Below are 26248 nucleotides of genomic sequence, written 5' to 3'. Positions count from 1 at the left end.
TTGCAATTGCTAACAAAATCGAAACTGGTTCTGTTCAAATTAACGGACGCACAGAGCGCGGCCCTGACCACTTCCCATTCATTGGTGTAAAAGGTTCAGGTATGGGCGCACAAGGTATTCGTAAGAGCCTTGAGTCTATGACACGTGAAAAAGTAACTGTATTAAACTTAGTTTAATCTTATAAAAAGAAGCTGATCTATTTTTAGATCAGCTTCTTTTCTATATAACTACTTCCGAAAAACGGAGTATTTAGTTCTACTTCCGATTTGGTTTTCCAAATCGAACTAAAACATGCCATAATAATTTTAATTCCTGAAGCACTTCTTCATAAGTTCCACGATCTCTCCAAGATAATGGATTGCGTTTCAAATCCACTACAGCAGAGCCAATTATATTTGCATTGATACAATTATTCCGTGCAATGCGTCTTGCTAAAGATGGCATTTTTGAACCTCTAAAATCCATCGGAACTTCGTCTACCATAAGTACAAAACCGATGTGCCAATACAAATCAATAGCATACTTCAGGCAAATTTCTTCTAAAACTCTTCCTACATCCGTACCCTTAAATGAAGGATCTGCAACAAGCACCTCTACGTCTTCTTTAAGAGAAATCTCTCCATGAATCTGCGCTTCAATATAATGATTAAGATTACGGGCTGGCTCTTTGCTTACTAAATCTATAAACGGCCTTTTCAGGTTAGCCAGTAAATGATTAATTAATATTGTTGGAGTCAAATTTCCTTCACCAATTGCAAAATCTCTTACAAATGTCTCTTCTAAAAGAGCAGCTAAAATCATATCAAACTCCTCATAAGTCCCCTTTTCTTTCGGATCTTGATGCGAATCTAAATACGTATATGTAGAGCGCGAAGAAACTTTTGGAGATAAGAGAAAATAACATGAACCAAAACGCGGAGCCGGCCCATCTGGATGTAACATTAAATTTAGCGCTCCGTATTTTGGCCGTTGATTATTCGTTACACCTTCTAATTGATATGCCCCTCCAAATATTCTCTTTTCCCAAAGGTCACGTTCACCACCAGGGTAAGCAGATACGCTTCCATTAGATAGCAATGTTTCAAATTGACTTTTATATATTCCTTGTTCAAACAATGCTTCAGCAACACTTTCCATACTCGAATCTAGTCTGTCTGGATGAAAGTGTAAAGCAATCCTTGCATGAGATTTTAAATTAGCGACAGCCTCTTCAAATATTTCATCTGTAATATTACACATGTTAAGTATATGATTAATTGTTGCTTTAGCCTCACGTTTTTCGTTCTCCGCATATTTTGAAATATACTCTAAAGCAAATAATTGAGATTTTGATAATTCCATAATCCAATCTCCCCTTTAATTGAACTGCCCTTAAACACTTCAATTAAAAGCTTATTCTTTCCTTCTTATGAAACGAACCTGATTTATAAAAAAGGAATTTACTAAATCTTAATTATGCATACACGCATTTTTCATGGGTAAATGTACACATTCTACAGAAATTTGATACCCTAGCCATCGCTCAGCAATATGTTCAAATGATAAAACAGATCCCGTTGTAAAAAAGCGATGCTTCGGATTCAAATTGTCAGACAAAATTCCTTTGTGCTGTAAAATGGTACTTAACTCTATCGCTGTTTCTTCTGCAGAACTAATAATCGTTACAGCCTCTCCTAGTTCCTTTTTAATATAGGACTCTAAAAGTGGATAATGCGTACATCCAAGAATTAACGTATCTATATCTTCTTTCGTTAATGGAAGTAAAGCTTGTTTCACTTGCTGCGTGACATATGCTATATCTTCTAATCGATTTTCTACAACTGTAGCTAAAGTCGGACACGCATGACTATACACTTCCAAATATGTATCAAGCTCATGTAATGCTTTTTCATACATATTAGATTTTATCGTACCTACAGTTCCAATTACTCCGATTTTCTCTTTCTTTGTTACTTTAATTGCCGCTCTTGCTCCTGGATGTATAACGCCAATAACTGGAATGGAAAGTGCTTCTTGCAGCGCAGTCAATGCAGCAGCTGCAGCAGTATTACATGCTACGACTAGCGCTTTTAATGGAAACTGTTTGAGGAACTCAACCATTTCAAATACAAAAGATTGCACCTCCTCTACACTTCTTGGCCCATACGGGCAACGCTTATTATCACCAATATAATAAATGCTTTCTTTAGGCAATTGTCTTATAATTTCGCTCGCAACTGTTAATCCCCCAACTCCCGAATCTAACACACCTATTACTGAATGTTTATGACATACAGACATTTATTTCATCCTCTTTTCAATCATCTAGCGCCAATAACATGTATTATATTACGAAAATTCAAATATCACATAACAATCCCTCTTACTTTTAATCACAAACTCTTCTCTATAATCTGATTATTAATATATCCATTGACGTATAAAAATACATTTGTTACTCTTAAAGACGTTAATTTAATATTTAAATCCTCATTCGTATCTCGGTGAGGTAGAGGTTGCAATCATTAAGAGTATCATTTCAGGAGATGTAGTGGCATTGATGAAGGAATGAGAAAGGAATGGTTGCCGAAGTAAGTCGTGTCCACCATGCACGCTTGCTGGGTCTGCATTTAATAAGTGCAGAACTGTCACAAACGTTTCGTTTGTGGAGAGCTATCGAGAGGTATGTCGTGGGTTTCTTATAAGATAGAAAGCATGTAGCGGCAGATTACGTGCTTTTTTTGTTTTGTTTGGGACTTCTCTTCTCTACTAAGAAGACATACATATCTCCTCGCTTGACTTGGTTATACTAACTTTGGAGGTATTTTCTATGCAACAAAAAAAATGGGGCTTTTGGGTACTAACAGCTTTCGTTGTCGGTAACATGGTTGGCGCTGGTATTTTCATGGTGCCAAGTACGTTGGCACAAACAGCAAGCCCACTCGGTGTCACTTTAGCTTGGTTAACAACAGGGTTTGGTGTTTTAATGCTAGCTCTTGTTTTCGGTAATTTAGCAATTCGTCGTCCTGATTTAACGACAGGACCACAAAGTCATGCATATGCTTTATTCTCAACACCAAAAAAGAAAAAAATGGCTGGATTCAGTATGGTATGGGGATATTGGGTTGCAAACTGGGCAAGTAACGTTGCCATCATTACATCATTTGCGGGATATTTATCACTCTTCTTCCCAATTATGAAAGATACGCGACTACTATTTTCAATCGGTTCTTTTAACATAGAAGTCGGAAAACTAATTACATTTACGATTTGTTCCATCTTACTTTGGGGAACTCATATTATATTAACAAATGGTGTAAGCGGCGCTGGAAAACTAAACTTCTTAGCAACAACAACGAAAGTAACTGGATTCCTTTTATTCATCGTCGTTACGTTATTTGCATTCGAAGCTTCTAAGTTTGGACAATGGTACACGCCGATGATTGATAAATCAGGTGTATCACATGGTCTTCTTTCACAAGTAAATTTAGCTGCTCTTACAACGCTTTGGGCGTTTATCGGAATTGAATCGGCCGTTCTTTTATCAAACCGTGCTGTTTCTCCAAAAACGGTAAAACGTGCAACAGTTGCGGGATTACTTATTACAGTTGCGATTTACTTAGGAATTACAATTTTAACAATGGGTGTACTTCACGTTGATAAATTACAAGCTTCTGAACGTCCATTAGCAGATGCATTAAACGCTGCAATGGGTCATGGCGGCGGGAAACTGATGGCATTACTTGCTCTTACTTCCCTGTTCGGTTCTATCTTAGGCTGGATTTTATTAAGCTCAGAAGTACCATATCAAGCAGCAAAAGAAGGTTTCTTCCCTTCCTTCTTCACGAAAACAAATAAAAAAGGAAGTCCAATTTATTCATTACGATTAACAAACATTATGTCACAAGTGTTCCTATTCTCAACATTATCAGGAACCATTGCGGAAGCTTATACATTCGTTATTACCGTATCAACACTGGCCTACCTCATTCCATATCTCGTTTCACCAATCTTCCAGTTAAAACTAGTCGCAACTGGTGAAACATATAAAAATGAAATGCGGGCAAGAATTACAGATGGCATAGTCGCAGTTATCGCACTTTGCTACGCACTATGGGTTATTAAAACTGGCGCATCCGATATAAAAACGTTCCTTCTCGGAATTGGTTTATTCGTAATTGGATTTGCTTTCTATCCATTAATGAATCGTGATCAGAAAAAAAATAACGAAAAGAAAAACGGGCAAGTTGCATAACGCAATTTGCTCGTTTTTTCTTTTGTAAAACATATATAATAGAACAAAGAGGTGAAAAACATGTCAATCGAATCGCTATGGAGCAGTCGCTTCCAACAACATATTCAAAATATCATTACATACTTTGCACGTATGATTAACGGTTTACTATATAGCTTTATCTTTATTTCATGCGTTGGTGCATATTATTATGCTCAGTTTCTAAAAGCATCTCCTTCTAAAGGAATATCTTTAATAATTATAACGATTGTACTTACATTCATTATAACGAGATGCCCTATCCGTACATTTATTCAAAAACCTGATGCTGTCTATTTACTAGCACTAGAAGAGAAATTAACATCTTATTTCAAAAAATCTCTTCTATACAATTACATCATTCAGCTTTTCCCATTGTTATTTACGTTCCTTATTCTCGTTCCACTTGCTATGCAATCATTGCAATTAACGGTTCCTTTTTTATGTACAATCTTTATCATGTTAATGATTACGAAAGCCTGGAACATGTACATACATTGGATGTGGCGTGATAGTCACGAAAAAAACATATGGCTAATCATTCGTATTACTTGTAACGCCTTAATCATTTACATGCTGTTTTATTCCGCAAATGTTCTCATATTGGGCGGACTACTCTTACTACTTGCTTTCCTACTTCTATATACGAAAAAACAGCCTACAAAACGAATACCTTGGGATTACATAATCGAGCAAGAAGAAAAAATGAACGTTCGTTTTTATCAATTTGCTAGCATTTTCACAGATGTTCCGCAACTGAATAAACAAGTAAATAAAAGAAAATGGCTTACAAATTGGATTGAACCTTTATTACATAAAAAACGAGCAACTTTCTTCTACTTACATACACTAGCATTTTTACGTGGAAATGATTATTTCGGTATATATATTCGCTTAGGATTGATCGGTGCTTTCGCCTTATATTTCATACCAAATATATACGTAAAAGGCGCTATCGCTTACATCGTTCTATATATGATTTCTATGCAGCTCCGTTCACTGTGGAAATATTTTTCAGGAAATATTATTGTAGCATTATATCCAATCCATACTGAAGAAAAGATGAAGCAATTTCTTAGCTTAATCTTTATATTGCTAAGCATTCAACTCATTGTATTTTCGAGTGTTATACTCATTGCTACAGGTCAATTTTTACATAGCCTTATCATTATGATTGTCGGGTTACTCTGGATCAAATTTATTATTGTACCAAAAACGAAGCAACGCGTTTCTTCGTTTTAACGAAAAGAAATATCTTAAAAGCCAAGGAGCAAATAAATTATCTCCGTGGCTTTTTTATTTTGCTTCCTCAAACAAGAATCACTGAAACAACCGATATTTTATGATTTTTACATACAAAAACGATAATACATGTTTACCTCCTAATAAAAAGGGTATTTATTAAATTAACAGGGCAAAGAAAGTGGAGGGAATGAAAAAATATGAATTAAAGTTTCACTTTATAAAAGGCATTGCTCAAGGATGATTCTGGAACCGACAATATAATGTAAGGAGCTGACTGCAATGAGTAAAAAAATTGCTATTTTAATAACGGATTATTTCGAGGACACAGAATACACAGAGCCGGTAGCAGCTTTTAATCAAAAAGGATATGAATTAACAACCATCGAAATGGAAAAAGGGAAAACAGTACACGGTAAGCAAGGAAAAAGTGAAGTCGTAATTGATAAAAGCATTGATGATGTTTCTCCAGAGAACTTTGACGCCCTCTTCATACCAGGTGGATTTTCCCCTGATATACTCCGTGCAGATGAGCGTTTTGTACGCTTTAGTAAAGCATTTATGGATGCGGACAAACCCGTTTTCGCTATTTGTCACGGACCCCAACTACTCATCACTGCACAAACACTTGAAGGACGTGATGTAACTGGATATAAATCTATTGAAGTCGATTTAAAAAACGCTGGCGGGAACTTTCATGACAAAGAGGTTGTCGTATGCCAAAATCAATTAGTCACAAGTAGACAACCAGAAGATATACCGGCGTTTATTGAAGAATCGTTGCGTATATTAGGATAGATATTATAGGTTAACCAAAATAGCTAAATGGCTATTTTGGTTAACCTTTTTATTTGTATAAAAAAACAAATAAAACCTCTTTTTCAATGATTTTGTGTGACACGCTCTTTTCTCGTCCCAAAATTTCTAATCACTTTTCATAGTCATTTTTCATATAGTGAAAATGACTATATAATTCCTATCCATAAGTTAAATAATGATTTCGCACATATAAACAAAAAAGATGGGAGCCTAACTATGAACAATAAGCCACCTTCTCCGCCCCAAGACAACTCCGAAAATAATAGCCGTGACATTACACTGCAAACATTACGAGTCATTGGACTCATCGTACTTATTAGTGGTTATATCCTCGTTGCTCTCTCAGAAGTAGGTGAGCTGAAAACCTTATTAACAAATCCGAATGCTAACCCTGATTTGGCTGAAGTTGATCCGTTTTAAAAATTATATAAAAAGCGAGTCCCAGTATAACTGGTTCGCTTTTATATAGTTTCATCCAATTTGAGAAACATTTCTCTCATCCTCATACTTCTCTCTTCCAATTGCCTTCATAAATAATAAAATACTGCTCATACCAACGATAAAATACAGAGCACTCATACCCCAAGATGCAATAAATGAACCTAGCATAACACCTAATGCTCCGTTCATTTTTGCCATTTGAAAGACCATTCCGTTAATCGCCATATATGAACCTCTTGCCTCATTTGGTACCATATCTGCCATAATAGACTGTCGTACTGGTACATACATCATCTCACCTACCGTTTGGAAAAGCCCTGCGATTAATAAAATCCATAGACTATTGCTCGTTCCAAGTATTGTAAATCCAATTGTATAAATGAATAAACCTACATATAAGATTTTCAAATCGTTGAAGCTTTTCAGTAATTTAATAAGAAGAGCTGAACATAATACAACTAAAATTGTATTCTCTGCAGAAATCCAGCTCAGCATGCGAATACCTGTTAAATCAAATGTAACACTATTACCGAAGAAAAAGTGCACCGTTTCAAATTCCTTCTGTAAACGTACTCCTAAATAATTATTAATTTGAAACTCTAAAGATAACGTACATATACTTGCTGCACAAAAAATTAGAAACGCTTTATCTTTCATCACGACTTTATAACTATCTGCCATATCTTTTAATACATGTTTCTTCTCTACCGTTTTTCTCGCTACATACACTTCTTCCATATATACAGCCATCACATATAAAGTAATAACTGCAATAACTGTTAATCCGATAAACAATTGTAATCTATAGTTTTCAAATAGTAATCCACCAAATATCGCTCCAATTGCAATGGATAAGTTAATAGCCCAGTAGTTTATGCTGTACATCACTTTTCGATTTTCAGGTGTACTCACATCAATTAACATCGCCTCTGTCACAGGATTCATAAGTCCAGACCCTAAACTATTCACTAACATAAACACAAATGTTAGCCATGGTGAGTCAACGTAATCCGAATTCGCAACTCCCATACAAGCAATGGAAATGACTTGTATACTTTGACCGATAATCATAACCTTTTTACGCCCAAGTCGATCCCCGACATATCCACCGTATAAACCAATTACTAATGAAGCTATGACATTAATGAGTAGTAAAGCACCAGCAATCGCACTACCTAACTTTATTGAAAAATAAATCGCCATAAATGGAAAAATCATCGTGGACACAGTACGTGTTAAAAACGAAGTTATAATTCTAATTTTTATATTTCGATGCATACTCCAAAATCCCATTGTTTCCCCCTCCTTATGTTTACTTATTTTACTTTGAAAAAAAGGAAGAAAAAGGTTAGAATATTCTAAAGAGTTTCCCCTTTTACGATAGAAGGAAGTGTATATATGAAAATTATGGACTATTACATTAGACTAAGACTACATGCACAAGATCAAAAATATATGCGAAATAGCTTACAAGAATTAGCGGATGTTTTATATTGCAGTACGAAAAACGTAAAGATTTTATTAAAGAAAATGAGCGAGGAGCAATTAATTAGCTGGACTCCAGGTCGAGGCCGCGGAAATAAAACGGAAATTCTATTTGTACATAATTTCGTAGAAGCAATTGAATCCCATACAGATGAACTGTTAGCGCAAGAAAAATTAAAGGATGTTTTTCTTCTTTTAAAAGAACCCCTACCCCTTGCACTTCAAAAAAAGATAGAACATAAACTACATCATCATTTTGGATACGAACCTTCAAATGATATGTACGACGTATTAAAGATTCCTATATCGAGAAAGATTTTCCCATTAGATCCGGCTTTTGTGGCTGTAACTACAGAGAGCCATCTTACGAGTCAAATTTTTGATACGTTAGTCGTCTATAACGATGTTACTGAAAAAATGGAGCCTCACATTGCGCATACGTGGGAATTAAGTGAAGATGGACTTACGTGGACCTTTTATTTACGAAAAGATATATATTTTCATAACGAAACAATTTTAACTTCTAAAGATGTACAATTTTCATTTGAAAGACTAAAGCAAGTTCAATCTCCTTTTGAATGGTTAACAGAAGAAATTGTTCAAATTGAAACGCCATCACCACTGCAAATTCGATTCCATTTAGCGAAACCAAATTTATTTTTCTTACACTATGTAAGTTCAATGCAGCTCGCCATTTTACCGCGTGATACGAGTATTCAAAATCATCATTATATAGGTACTGGACCTTTCAAACTTGCTCATTACTCTGAAGATAATATCGTACTCGAAGCGTTCACCCATTATTTTAAAGAGCGCGCATTATTAGACCGTATTGAATTTTGGGGTATTCCTGACCATGTGCAAATAGATGCTGATTATGAACTACCAAACCAAGAGGAAAATGAAAGGCATGATATACAAATAGAAGAAATAGGTTGTATTTATGCTAGCTTCAACTTTACAAAATCTGGTCCTCACCACGACATTTACTTTCGAAAAGCTTGGAGAGAACTATATGATGTTGAAATGATACTTCGTAACATAGAGGGTAGACGAACAATTGCTGCATCAAGCTTCTTCCCTGAAATAAGTCGCCAAGCTTCTAAAAGATCTTACTCTTTAGAAAAAGCGAAAGAGTATTTAAAAAAGAGTACATATAATGGAGAAACGATACATATTTACTTCTTCGCATTTAAAGATAGTGCAAATGATGCATATTTCTTAAAAGAACGATGTGAAAGTTTAGGTATACAAGTAGAGCTTCACCCATTTCCCGTTTCAGATTATATGAACCGTTCTATCGATCAACATGCCGATATTATTTTCATGGGAGAAGTGTTTGCTGCCAATCATGAACTTGCCTTCTTAAATGTATTTAAAAATAAAAGTTGCTTCGTAAATCGGTTCATGGACCCACACTACGAAAAACAAATTAACTGTTTACTAGATACATTTTTACTAGAAGAAAATAAAGAAAAGCGTTATGAACTCATGTATGAGATTGAAGAGTTTTTACAAGTAGAACACATCATTTTATTTAACTATCACGTTTTAAAAAGAAAAACATACCCTTCTTCTTTAAAAAACGTAACAATTGATTCATTCGGTTGGGCAAATTTTGCGAAGTTATGGGTACAGCCATCCACGTATTAAAGTGTGAGTTTTTATAAAAGGAGAAGGTACTACATCCTTAGTAGTACCTTTTTCACATACAAATATAAACTATTATTTAATTACTCCATCTAAGTGATCTTTCAAGTTTAATAAAAACTTCTCAATATCCGGATTCTTCACCACATCATAACAAGCAAAACTCTTTAACGGACTCATACCGAGAAACTTTTGCACGCGGTGTAAATGACTAAGCGCTGATTCTAAACTTTCTCCTTCAAAGAACTTCGTCTTATCTCCAAATGCTTTTTCAGGTGCATTCCAAGTTGTAGAGAACATATACTCTTTCTCTTCTAATAAACCACCTGTTCCGTATTCATCTGCACCTTTAAAGAACAAACCATATTCATATACTTCATCCATATACGTTTTAAATAATCCTGGAACACTAAACCAATAAATTGGTGTTTGATAAATAACAACATCCGCCCATAAAAACTTATCTTGTTCTTCTTTAATATTATACCCATCTTGAATCGTTGTTGTTTTCACATGATGATTCTCGCCTAATACCGTTACCATATGATCCACTAACGTTTTATTTAATCGTCCTTCCTTTGTACCGTATTTTTCATGTCCATTTATAATAAATATATTTTTCATTACTTTTCTCTCCCCTATATGATCTACCCTTCAGCTATTAAGCCGAGTTGCTGCTGTAGTGTAAGATTATCTTCTAAATGCCAATCTTCCGTTATCTTTCCGTCTTTCACATGTAAAATATCAATTGCAAAAAAATTAATTTTCTTACCATTATGCGTTCCTGTAAAAGAAAGACGTGCTGTTACTTTATCACCAACAACTAATAAGTCTTCAATCTCGCAATGTATATCAGGCACAACTTTACGAAAATTTTGCGCTGCAAACTTTAATCCTTCAATGCCTTTTGGTCGCCCTTTCGGCAATGTATTATCGAAGAAATCTTTAGTAACAGTCTGCGGAATAAGTTCCTCCTTACCTGTATCCCAAAATGCATAAAAACGCTGCGCCGCATGAACCATTTCTGTCGCTTCTTTTTTACTTAGTGAGGGATCAATTGTCATTGCTTTTGGCTTTGGCATTTCTTTTAATAACTGAACTTCAGTTTTTTGTTCCACACCACATGCTACAAGCACAATACAAATAACAAACAAACTAAGAAATCCAAATAACTTTTTTATCACCATGGAAATCACCACCTCCTTATATAAATCCTTTTTGTTTCGTATTGCTATTGTATATGCACTAACTTCCTTTATGGAAGTAGTAATATTTTTTTCATATAGTTACCAAAAGTATAGTTTTGTGATACTATAAAGCAAATTCATCCAAAAAAATTTTATGGAGGCTAGTTCCATGAACAATATAGATCCAGTTGAATTAACGAAAGGTTTACCTGGCATACCTTGTCCTATCGCTAAAACGCTTGATGTAATTAGTACAAAATGGACGTTTTTAATCATTCGTGATCTTCTTATCGAAGGAACATTACGCTTTAGTGATTTACAAAAATCAATGGATGGTATTAGTCCAAAAACATTATCGCTTCGACTAAAAGAATTAGAGTCTCAAGGCATTATAACGAGAAAAGTATATCCAGAAGTTCCGCCTCGTGTAGAGTACACATTAACGGATAAAGGAAAGCAATTAGAGGGGATTTTTATTGAATTAAAACGGTTTGGATTACGTTTATAAAACAAAAACCCCTTACCGTCGTAAGGGGTTTTATTACTTCGCAAAACTTTCAGCCAACTGTTTCTCTCTCCACATAAATGTAATGCCGAGACCAACTATTAAAACAACGCCTGAAAATGCATATGGATAATGAATATTCATATCAAATAATATTCCGCCCATCGCTGGTCCTGCGATATTACCTAAACTCGTATAAGTCGAGTTCATACCAGCGACGAATCCTTGCTCTTTTCCGGCTGCTTTTGATAAAAATGTCGTTAAAGCTGGACGAAGTAAATCAAATGCTAAGAAAATGAAGCAAGTAACGAGAAGTACAATCCAATAATTAAAGACTACAGTTGAGACGAATGCTAATACTGCACCTACAATTAAACATATTTGAATTAACACTTTCTCACCGAACATGTCTACCAATTTGCCAAACATAAATACTTGCACAACTACCCCAAAGATTGAACTAATTGTAATAATTGCTGCAATATCTTTCGGCGAGAAACCAAATTTATGATCAGAGAACAAGCTAAACACTGTTTCATACGCTGATAATCCGAATGCGAGTACAAATACGATAATAAATGCAATTGCATACATTGGATGTAATGATTTCTTTAAATCACCAATAAAACTTGATTCCTTCGTATTAGAAGAAATCTCTGCAAGTTCTTCTTTCGTTAACGGTTCTTTTAAAATAAATATCGAAATCACACATGCTATAAAGGCAATCGCTGCTGCAACGAAAAACGGCACACGTATACCGTATTCTGCAATAAATCCGCCGATTCCAGGCCCTATAATGAATCCAGTACTAATCGCTGCAGATAAGTATCCCATCGCCTTTGGACGTTCCTGAATAGATGTAATATCCGCAACATATGCCGTAACACCAGGCATAATAAACGCAGCACTAATTCCGCCTAACACCCTTGCTACATAAAGCATCCACACATCTTTTCCTAATCCAAAAAGAAGCTCTGAAACACCAAAAATAAATAATCCAATGATTATCATTTTCTTCCTACCGTAAAGATCAACCCATCGGCCTGTAATAGGTGAAGTAATGAGCTGTGCCATTGCAAATACTGCAACGAGATATCCCATCGTCTTCCCTGTTAAACCCATATCATTCATAAAGGACGGCATAACCGGAATGATTAATCCAATCCCTAGAAAAGCGATAAATATATTACTCAAAAGAATGATCAATACCATCTTTTGTTCTTTTATCGGTTTCTTCACTTTTTAACACCTCTTCCCGTAAGTTCCTCTCAAAAAATAATGCCCAAGAAGCTTTTTCTTTATCCTGCTCTTTGTGGGCTAGTAATGAGTGAAGATGCCTCCACTCATTAGAATTTCACTCTATCCTTCCACACATACATAAGTATTAGGTGAATGACTATCATTCAGTTTTCCTCAAAAATGAACCTACCTTTTCAGACAGGTTCATCTTACTACTTCTTTATATGTAGTGCATGTGTTAAAAAATCTAGTACTTCTGCCTTTTGTAGCTCGACTTGCTCATCATCTTTATGATCATATAAATAAACTTGTTCCGCTGCTGATTCAACAAGAGCGATAAATAACTTCGCTGTTCGTTCTGCGTGAACCGAATCACGAATTTCACCAGCTTCTTTCGCCTCACTTAAAAATTCGCTTAACCACATATAAAGAGGCTCATACACAGCTTCCCACTCTTTTATATGTTCCGTAGATGCAAGACCTGCATACATTAAAGCTTGTATTTCACGGTATTCCTCTATAAAGTGAAACACCGCATCGATTACTTGTGCCACTTTATTTGAAAAAGGTACATCTTTTTGTACTTTCTCTTTCACTGCAAGTATCATCTTTTCAACCATCACTTCTGCTATTGCAGGCATAACAGATAGCTTAGAAGGAAAATATAAATAGAAAGTTCCTTGCGCAATGCCAGCTAATTTCACGATATCAGAAATCTTCGTTTTTTCGACGCCCTTTTCCTGAAACACTTCAATAGCTGCATAGACAATTTTCTCTTTTTTATTCATCATCTAAACCCTTTCACACGCATATTGAATGACTGTCACTCATTTTATAAAATAACTAGCTGTACTGTCAATTATCGTGCACTTTTTATAATAAAAATCTCCTAACGATTTGTTAGGAGATACAGTATATCTTTACGAAAGTGCCTTTAATCCTGTCACTCCACATACAATAAAAGCCACACTAATAATACGCGCTTTGCTTTTCGACTCACCAAACAAGAACATGTTTAACAAAACTGCACCTGCTGTTCCGATACCAATCCAAACCGCATACGCGACACTTACTTGTAAAAATAAGAAGGAAGTATACAAAAATGCGAAGGATGTAGCAAACCCGCCTATATAAATTGCACCATTGGCTAATGTCTTATCTTTACTATACATTTTAAGTCCTATCACACCGACTATTTCACTAATTGCAGCACAAAATACGAAAAACCAACCCATTTTTAAGCAGCTCCTTCCAGAGTTTCTTCTTTATTGTCAGCTAACTTTAAACCGATAACGCCGGCTACAACCATTAGAATGAAGAATAATTTTCCTACGCTGAAACTTCCGCCGAAAAGAAATACATCCATTAAGAAAGTACCTACCGTACCAGCTCCGGCGAAAACAGCATATACAGTCCCTGTTGCAAGATGTTCACACGCTTTAGAAAGGAAGTGAAAATCAATAGCAATAACTCCTAAAATAATAATCCAATGCCACCAAGTATTAGCCGTATTAAAACCAAACACCCAAAAAATTTCAAAAATACATGTTAATATGACATATAACCAAGCTCTATTTTTCATACCTCTCACCTCTTATGACTGACTATCAGTCATTTTTGTTTTAAAAAAATATACTCTTTCATCACTACTATATAAACAACTATCATCCTCATTTACCATTGTATTTGTTCCATTTTTAAACTAACTGCATCCTGTCACACAAAATGACTGAATGTCATTCATAAATATTGTACACGAATATTTTATAAACTGTCAATGATGAAAGATTATTTAAATTATCGTTCATCCGATTGTATATTTCTCAATAATCTGTCAATAATACTAGTAACATAATATTTTCTCCACTCCCCCTTGGAGAGATCCCTTGAATGGAGCAGTTAGCTTTTGCTAGCTGCTCTTTTTTATTTATCCGTACACTATGATGAAATACTCATAGATCAAATCCATTTTTCATCACATAATAACATCTATTTATTTTCCAATGAGCCTTTGTATGCACTAATTTTATTCTCGAGCATCTTCTCTGTAACCTCTAAGTTTTCTCTTTGAATCTGAATAGATTTCCTGTGATCTTCTAGAAGCTGTAAACGAGCTTCTATTGTATGCTCCCCTTCTGTATATAGTCTAGCGTATTCTCTTATTTTCGCTATTGGCATTTGCGTTTGTTTTAATTTCATTACAAACTGCAACCACTTTATATGTGACTCTTCGTAAAGTCGATTTCCATTTGTATCACGATTTGCAATTAATATATTTTCCTTTTCATAATAGCGTAGTGTATGTGTGCTCACTCCTAATAACTTTGCTACCTCACTAATTGTGTACATACTCAAACTCCCTCCATATGCTTACCCTATATTTTATGACCGAATCAAATTTATAAAAAACATTTGACTTAGAGTATACTCTAACAAATACAATCTAACCATAAATGAATTTGAATTTAGGGGGATTTTATATGAAATACACGGTTATTACTGGCGCAAGTTCCGGAATTGGTTATGAAGCAGCTTTAGCATTTGCATCTCGCGGAAAAAATTTAGTACTTGTAGCTCGAAGACAAGAAGAATTAAACGGATTAAAATTGAAAATTAACGAAATGCATCCTGAGTTGGATGTTGTCATTCGAAAAACTGATTTATCTGTGACTGAAGATGTTTATAAACTTTATGAAAGCCTACAAGCTTTTCAAATTGAAACGTGGATTAACAACGCAGGTTTTGGTAATTTCGCCTCAATTGCTGAACAAAATTTAAATAAAATAGAGACGATGTTGCATGTCAATATAGAAGCACTAACAATACTCTCTTCTCTTTTCGTTCGAGATTATTCAATGGTTGATGGAACACAGCTTATTAACGTTTCATCTGGCGGCGGATACACGATTGTTGCTGATGCTGTTACGTATTGCGCTACGAAATTCTATGTAAGTGCATTTACAGAAGGGCTGTCTCACGAACTGAAAGAACAAGGCGCAAAACTGCAAGCAAAAGTTTTAGCTCCTGCTGCAACTGAAACAGAATTTGCGAAACGTTCATTTGATATTGATGAATTCCAATACAATAATGTTGTACCAAAATTCCACACTGCAAAACAAATGGCACAATTTATGCTCGACCTTTATGATAATGATAAAGTTGTAGGAATTGTCGACGGTTTAACGTATAACTATGAACTTAAAGATCCACTTTATAATTTTGCCGTGAGACAAAAGAATTCAAATTCTTAATAACCTGTCCATTTCTTATGGAAATATATGTTCCCACTATATATGTAAATAATAGCGGGAACTTTTTCTATAAATTTCTCATCCAACATACCGCACCATCGCCACTTCATCACAATAATCCACCTTTGGGCAATGTCTACAATCAACCCATACTTTCTCTGGTAACGCTTCTTTATTTACAAAATCAAATCCACACTTTTGAAAAAATACTGTTTCATATGTTAAGGAAATTACTCTTCTTACATTTATTTTCGTAGCTTCCTCCATTACATGATTTACGAGCATACGCCCTATCCCTTTCCCTGCATATGTATGCGAAACTACTAACGATCGTATTTCTGCAAGATCTTCCCCTAACACATGCAATCCAGCAACTCCAACAATTCTCTCGTCTTCTTTCATAACATATAAACATTGCAAATATTGATAAAGAGACAAAAGAGATCGCGGTAAAACAACTCCCTCTTTTGCATAAACCTCAATAAGACTATAAATTTCTTTCACATCACTCGTCACCGCATTACAGATTTTCATATTACATCCCCTTGCCCTCGATATTAATATTTATAACTTCAAATGAATTTTAATTCATAATTTTATATAATAATACATCTCTCTTTTCTCCTCGTCAATCAATTTATACAAACAAAAAACCAAGGAATCTAATCAATGCTCGATTCCTCATTTCGTATCGGCAATACCGTCGAATATTTAATTTCACGAAGTGCTAAACTTGTCTGTATCCTTGTAATACCAAGCTTATTCAGCTTTCTAATAAACTGCTCTAGTTCTTTACGATCACGATTTGCAACCTTTAATAAATAATCGTACTCTCCTGTTAAACAGTGACATTCTAACACTTCTGGCATCGATTCTAATTCTTTCTCCAACACTTCCAACTTGTCAAATTGATGAATATTCGTACTCATAAAAATAAAGCATAATAAATCAAATCCAAGCTTTTCTTGATTTAAAATCGCAACTTGCTTATCGATAAAACCTTCCCCATCTAACCTTTTTATTCTTGCATGCATCGCAGCCGGTGATAAATTAACGCGACGTGCCAGCTCTGCATTACTTACTTGTGACTCCTTCTGCAATATATCTAAAATTTGTACATCCAAATCATCCAACACTTTAATAACAGACGACTCCATTACAATTCCCCCTTTTTTCTTACCGATGATTATTCGAAAAAATACCTTATAATTTACCCAAAACTGAATATCATTCCGTAAATATCATTCATAGATAAATATTTTATCAAGTTTTAACCATTATACAAAAGAATATATTACACAATAAAGAAAAATGCTAAAATTATTTACAATTCGTATTGATTACAAAAAAGGGGATTTTAGCATGCCTTATTTTTACGTCTTTTTACTATTACTAACGAGCTTATTATGGGGAGGAAATTTTGTCGTTGGAAAATCACTCGTCGATCATGCATCGCCGATGACACTGACAAATTTAAGATGGATGATTGCGATTGTTTGTTTATTACCAATGGTATGGTTTAAAGAAAAGAAAATCCTTCCACCACGTACCGCAATACTTCCGTTAATATTGATGGGAATTTCAGGGGTCGCTCTTTTTAACATCTTTCAATTTTTAGCATTAGAAAAAACATCCGCTACGAATGTAGGTCTTATCTCTACATTGAATGCAATTTCAATCGCATTATTTTCAGTATTATTTCTAAAAGAAAAAGTAAATACACTTCAAATCCTATCCATGATTCTTTCATTCTTCGGGGTTATCCTCGTCCTATTAAAAGGTGATTTCTCGCTTTTATTTTCACTACATTTTAATAGCGGTGATTTATGGATGATTGCAGCAGTTTGTATTTGGGGAATCTATTCTGTTTGTAGTAAATGGGCAACAAAAACAACTACACCACTTATGGCAACGTTGTACTCTGGTATTTTCGGCGTTATTTTATTACTACCGTTTAACATAGGTAGCTTCACTGTTTCAAATATAAATACTTCTTTCATCACATCACTTTTATATACTGGGCTTATTTCGACAGTTCTTTGTATGGTATTTTGGAATATTGGCGTACAAAAATTAGGCGCAACTACATCAGGTATTTTTCTAAACTTCAATCCAATTTTCACAGCCATTTTAGCATTCATATTTCTCGGGGAAGAATTAACGTGGATACAAATTTTAGGGACAATTGTCGTTGTAACAGGATGTTATTTATTTTCTCATTTCAAAACTGTTGCCGTTCAGCCTGTTAGACCTTTAATGCGCAAACATTCTTAATAAAAAAGCATCGTCATCTGGGTTGGCGATGTTTTTATTTACTCTTCATTTCTTTTATATACTGCTTTTCCTCTTCTGGCGATAAACGTTCCGTCGCCTTGCCAGTATCTCCACCTTGAAGGCTCCATAAAAAGTTATGCTCCTCAACAGTTTGAGAAAAATCTCCTTTTTCCCATCTATTTATAATAGAAAATAACTTCATTTTATATTGAAAACCTGTACTATTTTCAATATCTCTTTTTACATTAGAAATTTCCTTTTTTGTCATCTCTACAAATCCCCATTTTTCAGAGGATTTTACCTTTTGGTGCACCATTTTATGCATAGTAGAAATAATTTCACCTTCACTAATTTGCGGAGCTTCTTCTGCAGCTTTTTTCTCTTTTTCGTTTGCCGCTCGCTCGGTTTGAATATTTTTATTTTCTTTTTCCACATATGCAAGCAATTTCTTTCCGCCAACTATAGACGAGAAAATTACTATAATTGTAATGCATATACCTACGATCCATTTAAAAAGCATTATCTCTTCATCGCTTCCCTAACAATATGACTATCTACATACTGCTTAAACTTCACGATTTTTCCGTTCTCAAGTTGCCATACATGAACAAATTCTGCTTCAAATGATTTTCCTGTTTCTTTATAAACTCCAGAATACATACCTTCAGCAATAATTACATCTTTTCCGTTTACTTCATGATATGTATTTACACTTGCTTTATAATCATCCCATTCTGATCCTAAACGGCTAAATACATTTTCCATTATAGCTTCTACGCCTGTATATGTTCCGCCATACGGGAAACCTTCTGCCTCTGTCCATTCCACTTTTTCAGAGAGGGCTTCTGCTAAATGCTTTGCATTCGAAGAAGCTGATCCTTCATACGTGCTTTGAATAATTTCTAAATTTGATTTAGGCATATTACTTCCTCCCGTTTATTTATTTTTACACAAGACATAACCAATGTAGTTACACCTTGTGTAAAAAAATATTTAAATTGTTTCATTCGTAATTCATTAGTTGTAATCATTATAGTTACAATAATTCTTCAAGTCAACAATTTATAAATAAAATTTACTTCGTTTTCATTACTTTCTCTTTTAAGAAACGATCTACATATCCTTCTGCTTTTACTACGAATAAATACGCACCCATTGATAATAATGCAAGATCTAATTCATATCCTGGATTCTTTCCATCTCCTAATAAACCTGCTGCTCCATTTACCTTTACGATAGCTCCAGCTAAAATAAGAGCGAATAACAATCCTACATATCGTACACCTAAACCGATAATTAATAATATACCACCAACTAATTCTACAGTTGCTACGCCGTATGCAAGGCCACCTGGTAAACCGATGCTTGTAAACCATCCTGCTACATTATCGATACCTGATTGAAACTTTGCTAAACCATGTGCAAAGAACGTAACTCCTAACACGATACGAATAATTAAATTCCCAATATATTGATTCATTTTGAACTCTCCTTTTCGTTTTGTTATGGTGAACTTTTATTCACAAGTCAAAACAATACGGTATTTTATTTCATTCGTCAAATACTTTTTTTAAAGAAAACAAAAAACATTATCCCTTTTACGGATAATGTTTTCCTACAAAATAGCGCTAATTCAAGCTTTTATTCTATCGCATAAAAAAAGTTGAAACATTTTTCCAGCGCCAATATAAGGCAGTAAAGAAACGTCCTCTTCCACAACCATTCCAACAACATTCACTTTCTCATCTACAGGTAAATCATGTGTGGCAACTTGCATCTCCCCTGCATATCTACCGTACAATTCATTATCAATTGTAATACTGCCTTTCTTTCTTACAATTGTATGCATCGGCTGTAACACCACTCTATTTCCTTCCCTTGATTCTACAGATCGAATAACATCACGAGCCGGATCTAGTCTATTTGTATGCACTTGCTCCACCACTTTTAATACTTCTTTATCAGTTATAAATGATTTGTAACGCAATGGAATAATCCCTCTACTCGCACTAGCTACTTCTTGCATACTTTCCAAACCTGCGCTTATATCTCCAATCAATACTTTATCAACACCACAATCTTGAACAAGTTCTAAGTACGCTTCAAGCGGGCGCATATTGCGATGTTTTTCTAACGTTGGTAACCCTTCATATAACGGACCACGTTTTTCCGCATCTCCTGGAATAAATGCCATCGTTTTTATTCCGCACTCCTGTAAATATTGATTTTGCTTTTGTAAGAAGGACCTTGCTAGTCCTGTCTCTGGACGTGGGTAAAAATTATGCCACGCTTCTACATTCTCTACTCGTATATGTTCTGTAAGTAACTCTTTCCAAAATGACTTTGTAATCGTACTCGCATTTAAAGCTACTTTCATCTTATGAGATACGCTTGCAATTTCTTTTGGCGCAATGCCGTAATCCATTCTTAAACCGGTAATGCCCCAGTCCAATAGCTCTTCCACATTTTCATATGTTAGCCCTAAATGGTGTAACGATTTTGGAGAAACATCAACCATTAACTCCATTTCATGTGCAAGAGCTTGTTTCCCTAATATTTGAATTAACTCTTTATACGTATTTGGATCATCTTCTGGAATGTGCAGTGATGTAAAAATAGATGTAAATCCATTTTCCTTCGCTACTCTTAGCCACTCTTCTTGTTTCTCTACTCGTTCTTTTGAAAGATAAATGGAAACTCCGATCATATAAATCTCCCTTTCTATTAATAGAAAAAGAGAAAGGAATCCCTTTCTCTATATGTTTTCTGCCATTTCTTCTTTAAATCCGAAGAAGTACGTGAAGATAAATCCGAAAGCATATGCAATTACTAAACCTAAGAAATATAGTAAATATTTATTGTCAGCAATTAACGGAATTAAAGATAGCCCTGATACACCAATTCCAAGTGAAGCCGTTTGCATAACTGCTTGGAATGCACCACCGACAGCCGCTCCTAAACAAGCAGTAATAAACGGTTTCCCAAGTGGTAATGTAACCCCGTATAATAACGGCTCACCAATTCCTAAAAAGCCAACTGGCAATCCACCTTTAATCACATTACGAAGTCGTTTATTTTTTGTTTTTACATAAATTGCAATCGCTGCGCCCACTTGGCCAGCACCAGCCATTGCGAGTACTGGTAATAAAGGTGTTACGTGCGTTTGATTAATAAACTCCATATGAATCGGTGTTAAACCGTGGTGTAATCCGACCATAACGAGAGGTAAAAATGTTCCCGCAAGCACTGCGCCAGCAAATGCTCCGCCAATATTTAAAATAGCATTAATTCCGCTCGTAATACCATCTGATAAGAAACCTGCTAATGGCTGAATGGCTAACATCGTTACGATACTTACAACTAATACAGTAATAAGTGGTGTCACGATAATATCAACTGCATTTGGCACTGCTTTTCGAACTTGTCTTTCCACTACAACCATAAGCCATGCTGCAAAAATAACTGCAAACAATCCGCCCCGTCCGGGCACTAATGCTTCACCAAATAATTTTACGTTTGCCATCGCCGGATTGAAAATTAAAATACCAGCAATTGCCCCAAGAACCGGTGTCCCGCCAAACTCTTTCGCTGTATTCCAGCCGACTAAAATTCCTAAGAATGTAAAGATACCGCCGCCAATGAGTAGTAACATTTGTAACCATGTTGCATTTGGATCAGCACCAGCGTTTTTCGCAAAGTTAGCAACCCCGTTTATAATTCCTGACGCAACAAGCCCCGGAATTAACGGAATGAAAATACTTCCTATTTTTCGTAAAAAGTTTTTCACTGGGGTATTATTTTTCTTCTTAATCTCTGACTTCATCTCTTGCCCAATATCTTCAAGGTGATGATCTGCTACCTCACCAATTCGTAGTCCTGTCAAACCTTCTATTTTAGCTGCTACTTTATTTACTGTTCCTGGGCCAACGACAACTTGAAGCGTCTCATCTTCTATAACACCCATAACACCTTCAACTTTTTTCAAAAGGTCCATGTTTACTTTACTTTCATCATGAAGCGTTAAACGTAGTCTCGTCATACAATGAGCAATACTACGAATGTTTTTTATTCCCCCAAGTTGCTCCGAAATTTCCTTGGCCATTCTCTCTTCTTTCTTCATAATAGAATCCCCCTCCCTATTATTTTATAGTGCTTTCTTCACAAACCCTTTTGCGTATTTTAGTTTCTCCAGTGCTTCCCCATACTCACACTGCAACAACACCATAACAATGGCAGCTTTTACGTTACGTTCTGCCTTTTCATAATACTCTGCCGCTACTTCATAACTAGCGCCTGTTGCTTCCACAATAATTCGTTTTGACCGTTCTACTAACTTTTCATTTGTGGATTGAACATCTACCATTAAGTTTTTATATACTTTTCCTACACCAATCATCGAAGCTGTTGAAATCATATTCAGCACTAATTTTTGTGCTGTACCAGCTTTTAAACGCGTTGATCCTGTTAATATTTCTGCACCTGTCTCTACTTCCACATTTAACTTTGCATATTTACTTATTTCAGCATTTTTATTACAAGAAATACTTGCTGTACTCGCTCCTACGCTCTGTGCGTATTTCAAGCCGCCAATTACGTAAGGAGTTCTACCACTTGCAGCAATTCCAATCACTGTATCTTTCTCATTTAATCCAATACTTTTTAAATCTTCTTCTGCTAACTCTTCGCGATCTTCGGCACCTTCCACCGCCTTAGTAAACGCTTTCAATCCACCTGCTATAAATCCTTGCACCATTTTATCATCCGTGCCAAATGTCGGCGGACATTCCACTGCATCTAGAATACCTAAACGACCACTCGTACCAGCACCAATGTAAATTAAGCGTCCCTCTTCTTCAAAAGATTTAATAACAGTCTGTACAACCTTTTCAATTTGTTCTATCTCTTTTTCAACTGCTAACGCAACAGTTCGATCTTCTTCATTCATACTTTGCAACACTTCTTTTATGCTCATTTCATCCAGATTCATTGTTTTCTCATTACGATGTTCTGTCGATAAATTTTCTAACATATTTCCACCCTCTTTGAAATTATATTTCACACTTTTATTATAACTTCAAGAAACTAAAAATCAATAACTCTTTATTATTTTATGAAATAAAATTTCACAACATGACATATTTTTGTCAAAGATAATAAAGTGAAACTTTAATCAGTGGGGGTTTTGTTCATCCCCACTGATTATTAGCCCGCACCAATCGGGCTTTTACGGGCAGTTGATCCCCCACCTAACTTTCTTTGCTTCCGCTGAATTTTGAAGTGGGGGTCTTACCGCCCGGCAAATAGCGGGATAAAAAAAGATGAGTCTCCTCATCTTTTCTTCTACTTTAACTTCCGTAACCGCAACGCTTCTTCTCGCGTCTCCATAAATTGATCCAATACTTTATTACCAATTCGGTTGAAAGTAATCACATATAAAGCATCAATCATATTCAGTTGCGTCATTCTCGACGCAATACTTGCAATACGATGATCTTGTTCTACATCTGGCATACAAAGACGAATGTCCGCTTCTTTATATAAGGGGGATGATTGATCTAGCTTCGTAATTCCAATAACAGTTGCACCTTGTCTCTTTGCATACTGCGCCATTTCAAGCACATCTCTCGTTCGACCAGATGTTGAAATCGCAACAAATATATCGCCTTCTTTTAAATTCGTCACAAGCGGCAACATCATATGAAAATCAGATAGCATCATCGCTGTAAATCCAAGCCGTGTAAATTTATACGCCCCATCCATTGCTGGCGTAGCTGATCCACCTACGCCGTAAAATATAATTTTGCCCGCATTGACAATACGATCTGCAGCTTTCTCAAGTTCCTTCTTATCTATCGCAGTAACGCTCGCCTCAATTGCAGCTTTATTCACATAAGTAACTTTATTAAATAAATCGTACGGTCCATCTTCCGTATTCATCACTGAAAAATCGTTAATATTATAATCAGCAATCGTTAATTCACGAACGAGTGCTATCTTAAATGCTTTAAAACTTCCGATCCCAATCGACTTACAAAAACGAACGACACTCGCTTCACTTGCGCCTGCATTCGTTGACACTTCTTTCGTCGTTAAATTCGGTACAATCTCTGCATTCTCCATTATGTACATGGCAACCTTCTTCTCAGCTGGTGAAAATTGATCCATATTACTTTCAATTTTAAATAGTAATGTTGAAGCTTTCACTATTTAACCTCCACTTCTTACGGTTGCGTTCACTTATTTTCTCTTGCTTCAAGAAGGTAAAAACCATCATCGCCAGGAGGATGAAACACATTTACAATACGATTCCCTTTTTGATAAACAGTTCTTTCTCCTTCTGTCCACTTCTCTTTCCAACCGTTCATCCAAATCGCAACATCAGGTAAAAAAGCAGTATATTTCAGCTTCTGACCGTACTCACCATCTGCTTCTTCCGAAAAAATAGAAACCGGAAAATCTTTCACTTTTGATTCTTTCCATGCAGTAAATGGTATACATACTGCAATAAGTACGATTACACCGATAACCTTCTCCTTCGTAATCTTCACACTTCCCTCTCCTTGTCATATCACATACATAGATTTTACCATAATTACAAACCCTTCATGCTATATGATCATTGCTTTTGGGAATAAAAAAAGAGCTTACCTACATCAGATAAGCCCTTCCTCTCTATACAAAATATTTCTTCAAAAGTGGCGGTGTAATAATCGTCGTCAATATAACAACAATAACAATCGCTGTGAAATTTTCTTTCGCTAATAAATTCGCCGTAAGTCCATTTGCTGCGATGATAAGTGCTACTTCACCACGTGATACCATCCCCGCGCCAATACTAATAGAAGATTGGAGATTAAAACCTGTCAATCTCGCTCCTAAACCTGATCCAATTAACTTTGTGAAAATCGCAATGAGGGTCATAATAATAATGAACCAAAGCTGGCTTCCAATGCCTTGAAATGTAATTTCCATTCCGATACTTACGAAGAATACTGGAACAAATATTGCATAAGCAATCGGTTCAATTTTATGTTCCACTTCATGCTTATACTCTGTTTGAGAAATAGCAATTCCTGCTGCAAATGCTCCAATAATGCCTGCAATTCCCATCATTTCACTGTAATAAGAAAAAGAGAAGCAAATAATAAGAGCCGCGCTAATTAACGCTTCTGTTACACGAAGCGGGACAAGCATTTTCATAATCCAAGGAACGACTTTCCAAGCAATAAAAACAATACTTACAAAGAAAATAATTTTCTTTGCAATGACAAGTGTTATATTTACATCTTGTGTTCCTAAAAAACTCATTACAAATGCCAATAAAATAACGACAATGACATCATCAAATACGGCAGCACCTAAAATTGTTGTACTTTCTCTCGTATTCATTTTTCCTAAATCACGTAGCGTCTGCACCGTAATACTAACCGATGTTGCGCAAAGTAATAATCCTAAAAAAATGGCATGGGACTGCATTAATCCAAACAGCAATCCTGTTACATAACCACCGATGAAAGGAAAAATAATTCCACCAGCCGCTACTGCAAATGACGATTTCAAATTCCGATTTAACTCTTCTAAATCTGTTTCAAGTCCCGCCATAAACATAAGTAACAAAACACCAATCTCACTCAGTTCATCAATTAGTTCAGAACTATTAATAATACCGAGTACAGCTGGACCGATAATAATACCGACAATTAACTTACCAAGTACAGAAGGCTGACCAAGTCTCACACTAATGTCACCAGCTAATTTCGTACAAAGTAAAATGACGACAAGTTCAAAATAAAATAACATAGCATCTGCTCCTACTTTAACTTTAATCAGTGGGTCGTTAACCCCCGTCCATTTCTGCAAGTAGTTTCCCCTATTGATCCGCATTTTATTTGTCATATTTTTA

The 26248-nt window shown here is 35.5% G+C and carries 30 protein-coding genes and 1 riboswitch; of the genes, 9 read left to right on the top strand and 21 right to left on the bottom strand.

Annotated elements, in window-relative coordinates:
- On the top strand, positions 1-176 hold a 176-nt coding region (locus MR170_RS17250), incomplete at its 5' end, for an aldehyde dehydrogenase family protein (RefSeq protein ID WP_242308766.1).
- Between the two features lie 79 nt (positions 177-255).
- Here MR170_RS17250 and MR170_RS17245 read toward each other — a convergent pair.
- Together MR170_RS17245 and racE are read right to left on the bottom strand one after the other, a co-directional pair.
- Positions 256-1341: a DUF3626 domain-containing protein gene (locus tag MR170_RS17245; protein WP_242308764.1), complete on the bottom strand. Its 1086-nt coding sequence runs from the start codon at positions 1339-1341 to the stop codon at positions 256-258.
- Positions 1342-1449: 108 nt separating this feature from the next.
- Positions 1450-2280: a glutamate racemase gene (racE, locus tag MR170_RS17240; protein ID WP_242308763.1), complete on the bottom strand. Its 831-nt coding sequence runs from the start codon at positions 2278-2280 to the stop codon at positions 1450-1452.
- Positions 2281-2481: 201 nt separating this feature from the next.
- Positions 2482-2663: riboswitch (Lysine riboswitch) on the top strand.
- 146 nt (positions 2664-2809) lie between these two features.
- Between racE and MR170_RS17235 the strand changes: the two genes are divergently transcribed.
- From MR170_RS17235 to MR170_RS17220, 4 genes are all read left to right on the top strand, one after another.
- A complete protein-coding gene (locus tag MR170_RS17235; RefSeq protein WP_001186292.1) occupies positions 2810-4234 on the top strand; it encodes an amino acid permease in 1425 nt (474 codons plus the stop codon).
- Positions 4235-4294: 60 nt separating this feature from the next.
- On the top strand, positions 4295-5494 hold the full coding sequence (locus tag MR170_RS17230; protein ID WP_242308762.1) for an ABC transporter permease: 1200 nt from the start codon (positions 4295-4297) through the stop codon (positions 5492-5494).
- Between the two features lie 282 nt (positions 5495-5776).
- A complete protein-coding gene (locus tag MR170_RS17225; protein ID WP_016082721.1) occupies positions 5777-6292 on the top strand; it encodes a type 1 glutamine amidotransferase domain-containing protein in 516 nt (171 codons plus the stop codon).
- 237 nt (positions 6293-6529) lie between these two features.
- Positions 6530-6733, top strand: a complete 204-nt coding sequence (locus MR170_RS17220; RefSeq protein ID WP_242308761.1) for a hypothetical protein — start codon at positions 6530-6532, stop codon at positions 6731-6733.
- 51 nt (positions 6734-6784) lie between these two features.
- On the opposite strand, the gene MR170_RS17215 is transcribed toward MR170_RS17220, so the two are convergent.
- Positions 6785-8047, bottom strand: a complete 1263-nt coding sequence (locus MR170_RS17215; RefSeq protein WP_242308760.1) for an MDR family MFS transporter — start codon at positions 8045-8047, stop codon at positions 6785-6787.
- Positions 8048-8152: 105 nt separating this feature from the next.
- Here MR170_RS17215 and MR170_RS17210 point away from each other — a divergent pair, with 105 nt between their 5' ends.
- A complete protein-coding gene (locus MR170_RS17210; RefSeq protein WP_242308759.1) occupies positions 8153-9892 on the top strand; it encodes an SgrR family transcriptional regulator in 1740 nt (579 codons plus the stop codon).
- Positions 9893-9964: 72 nt separating this feature from the next.
- On the opposite strand, the gene MR170_RS17205 is transcribed toward MR170_RS17210, so the two are convergent.
- Both MR170_RS17205 and MR170_RS17200 read right to left on the bottom strand, forming a co-directional pair.
- Complete coding sequence (locus MR170_RS17205; protein ID WP_242308758.1) at positions 9965-10513, bottom strand: NAD(P)H-dependent oxidoreductase; 549 nt, start codon at positions 10511-10513, stop codon at positions 9965-9967.
- Positions 10514-10536: 23 nt separating this feature from the next.
- Positions 10537-11076 (bottom strand): ester cyclase, encoded by a 540-nt coding sequence (locus MR170_RS17200; RefSeq protein ID WP_242308757.1) that lies wholly within the window; start codon positions 11074-11076, stop codon positions 10537-10539.
- A gap of 169 nt (positions 11077-11245) precedes the next feature.
- Between MR170_RS17200 and MR170_RS17195 the strand changes: the two genes are divergently transcribed.
- Entirely contained in the window at positions 11246-11584 is a 339-nt protein-coding gene (locus MR170_RS17195) for a winged helix-turn-helix transcriptional regulator (RefSeq protein ID WP_242308756.1), read from the top strand.
- A 33-nt stretch (positions 11585-11617) separates the two neighbouring features.
- Here MR170_RS17195 and MR170_RS17190 read toward each other — a convergent pair whose 3' ends face one another.
- From MR170_RS17190 to MR170_RS17170, 5 genes are all read right to left on the bottom strand, one after another.
- Positions 11618-12820 carry an MFS transporter gene (locus MR170_RS17190; protein ID WP_242308755.1) on the bottom strand — a complete coding sequence of 401 codons (1203 nt, stop codon included), beginning with the start codon at positions 12818-12820 and terminating at the stop codon, positions 11618-11620.
- 212 nt (positions 12821-13032) lie between these two features.
- Entirely contained in the window at positions 13033-13611 is a 579-nt protein-coding gene (locus MR170_RS17185; protein ID WP_003269603.1) for a TetR/AcrR family transcriptional regulator, read from the bottom strand.
- A 129-nt stretch (positions 13612-13740) separates the two neighbouring features.
- The gene (locus MR170_RS17180; RefSeq protein WP_016082728.1) at positions 13741-14055 is read right to left on the bottom strand and encodes a DMT family transporter; all 315 of its coding nucleotides are present in this window, start codon (positions 14053-14055) and stop codon (positions 13741-13743) included.
- 2 nt (positions 14056-14057) lie between these two features.
- A complete protein-coding gene (locus tag MR170_RS17175; RefSeq protein WP_242308754.1) occupies positions 14058-14402 on the bottom strand; it encodes a DMT family transporter in 345 nt (114 codons plus the stop codon).
- A 407-nt stretch (positions 14403-14809) separates the two neighbouring features.
- Complete coding sequence (locus tag MR170_RS17170) at positions 14810-15169, bottom strand: MerR family transcriptional regulator (RefSeq protein ID WP_242308753.1); 360 nt, start codon at positions 15167-15169, stop codon at positions 14810-14812.
- A gap of 131 nt (positions 15170-15300) precedes the next feature.
- Here MR170_RS17170 and MR170_RS17165 point away from each other — a divergent pair, with 131 nt between their 5' ends.
- Entirely contained in the window at positions 15301-16071 is a 771-nt protein-coding gene (locus MR170_RS17165; RefSeq protein WP_242308752.1) for an SDR family NAD(P)-dependent oxidoreductase, read from the top strand.
- A 78-nt stretch (positions 16072-16149) separates the two neighbouring features.
- Here MR170_RS17165 and MR170_RS17160 read toward each other — a convergent pair whose 3' ends face one another.
- Both MR170_RS17160 and MR170_RS17155 read right to left on the bottom strand, forming a co-directional pair.
- Positions 16150-16605 (bottom strand): N-acetyltransferase, encoded by a 456-nt coding sequence (locus MR170_RS17160; RefSeq protein ID WP_242308751.1) that lies wholly within the window; start codon positions 16603-16605, stop codon positions 16150-16152.
- 128 nt (positions 16606-16733) lie between these two features.
- Complete coding sequence (locus MR170_RS17155) at positions 16734-17228, bottom strand: Lrp/AsnC family transcriptional regulator (protein WP_242308750.1); 495 nt, start codon at positions 17226-17228, stop codon at positions 16734-16736.
- 205 nt (positions 17229-17433) lie between these two features.
- Here MR170_RS17155 and MR170_RS17150 point away from each other — a divergent pair, with 205 nt between their 5' ends.
- A complete protein-coding gene (locus tag MR170_RS17150) occupies positions 17434-18345 on the top strand; it encodes a DMT family transporter (protein ID WP_001146242.1) in 912 nt (303 codons plus the stop codon).
- A 34-nt stretch (positions 18346-18379) separates the two neighbouring features.
- Here MR170_RS17150 and MR170_RS17145 read toward each other — a convergent pair whose 3' ends face one another.
- From MR170_RS17145 to MR170_RS17105, 9 genes are all read right to left on the bottom strand, one after another.
- A complete protein-coding gene (locus MR170_RS17145) occupies positions 18380-18865 on the bottom strand; it encodes a PRK06770 family protein (RefSeq protein WP_065224696.1) in 486 nt (161 codons plus the stop codon).
- A complete protein-coding gene (locus MR170_RS17140) occupies positions 18865-19266 on the bottom strand; it encodes a nuclear transport factor 2 family protein (protein WP_242308749.1) in 402 nt (133 codons plus the stop codon). The genes MR170_RS17145 and MR170_RS17140 overlap by 1 nt, the downstream gene beginning before the upstream one ends.
- 154 nt (positions 19267-19420) lie before the next feature.
- The gene (locus tag MR170_RS17135) at positions 19421-19825 is read right to left on the bottom strand and encodes a DoxX family protein (RefSeq protein WP_001077751.1); all 405 of its coding nucleotides are present in this window, start codon (positions 19823-19825) and stop codon (positions 19421-19423) included.
- A gap of 153 nt (positions 19826-19978) precedes the next feature.
- Complete coding sequence (locus MR170_RS17130) at positions 19979-21052, bottom strand: DUF871 domain-containing protein (protein ID WP_242308746.1); 1074 nt, start codon at positions 21050-21052, stop codon at positions 19979-19981.
- 48 nt (positions 21053-21100) lie between these two features.
- On the bottom strand, positions 21101-22465 hold the full coding sequence (locus MR170_RS17125; RefSeq protein WP_242308745.1) for a PTS transporter subunit EIIC: 1365 nt from the start codon (positions 22463-22465) through the stop codon (positions 21101-21103).
- A gap of 24 nt (positions 22466-22489) precedes the next feature.
- Positions 22490-23374 carry an N-acetylmuramic acid 6-phosphate etherase gene (gene murQ, locus MR170_RS17120; RefSeq protein ID WP_000892345.1) on the bottom strand — a complete coding sequence of 295 codons (885 nt, stop codon included), beginning with the start codon at positions 23372-23374 and terminating at the stop codon, positions 22490-22492.
- A gap of 311 nt (positions 23375-23685) precedes the next feature.
- Positions 23686-24549, bottom strand: a complete 864-nt coding sequence (locus tag MR170_RS17115; protein WP_000648168.1) for a MurR/RpiR family transcriptional regulator — start codon at positions 24547-24549, stop codon at positions 23686-23688.
- A 29-nt stretch (positions 24550-24578) separates the two neighbouring features.
- Positions 24579-24893, bottom strand: coding sequence for a hypothetical protein (locus MR170_RS17110; protein ID WP_000704960.1), 315 nt, complete (start codon positions 24891-24893; stop codon positions 24579-24581).
- Positions 24894-25017: 124 nt separating this feature from the next.
- Entirely contained in the window at positions 25018-26241 is a 1224-nt protein-coding gene (locus MR170_RS17105; protein WP_050427771.1) for a cation:proton antiporter, read from the bottom strand.
- Between the last annotated feature and the right edge of the window lie 7 nt (positions 26242-26248).

The sequence above is a fragment of the Bacillus cereus group sp. BfR-BA-01524 genome (assembly GCF_022662595.1).
Taxonomy (GTDB): domain Bacteria; phylum Bacillota; class Bacilli; order Bacillales; family Bacillaceae_G; genus Bacillus_A; species Bacillus_A thuringiensis_S.
The sequence above is the reverse complement of the archived record's forward strand: the minus strand, read 5'-3'. Positions and strand labels throughout refer to the sequence as shown.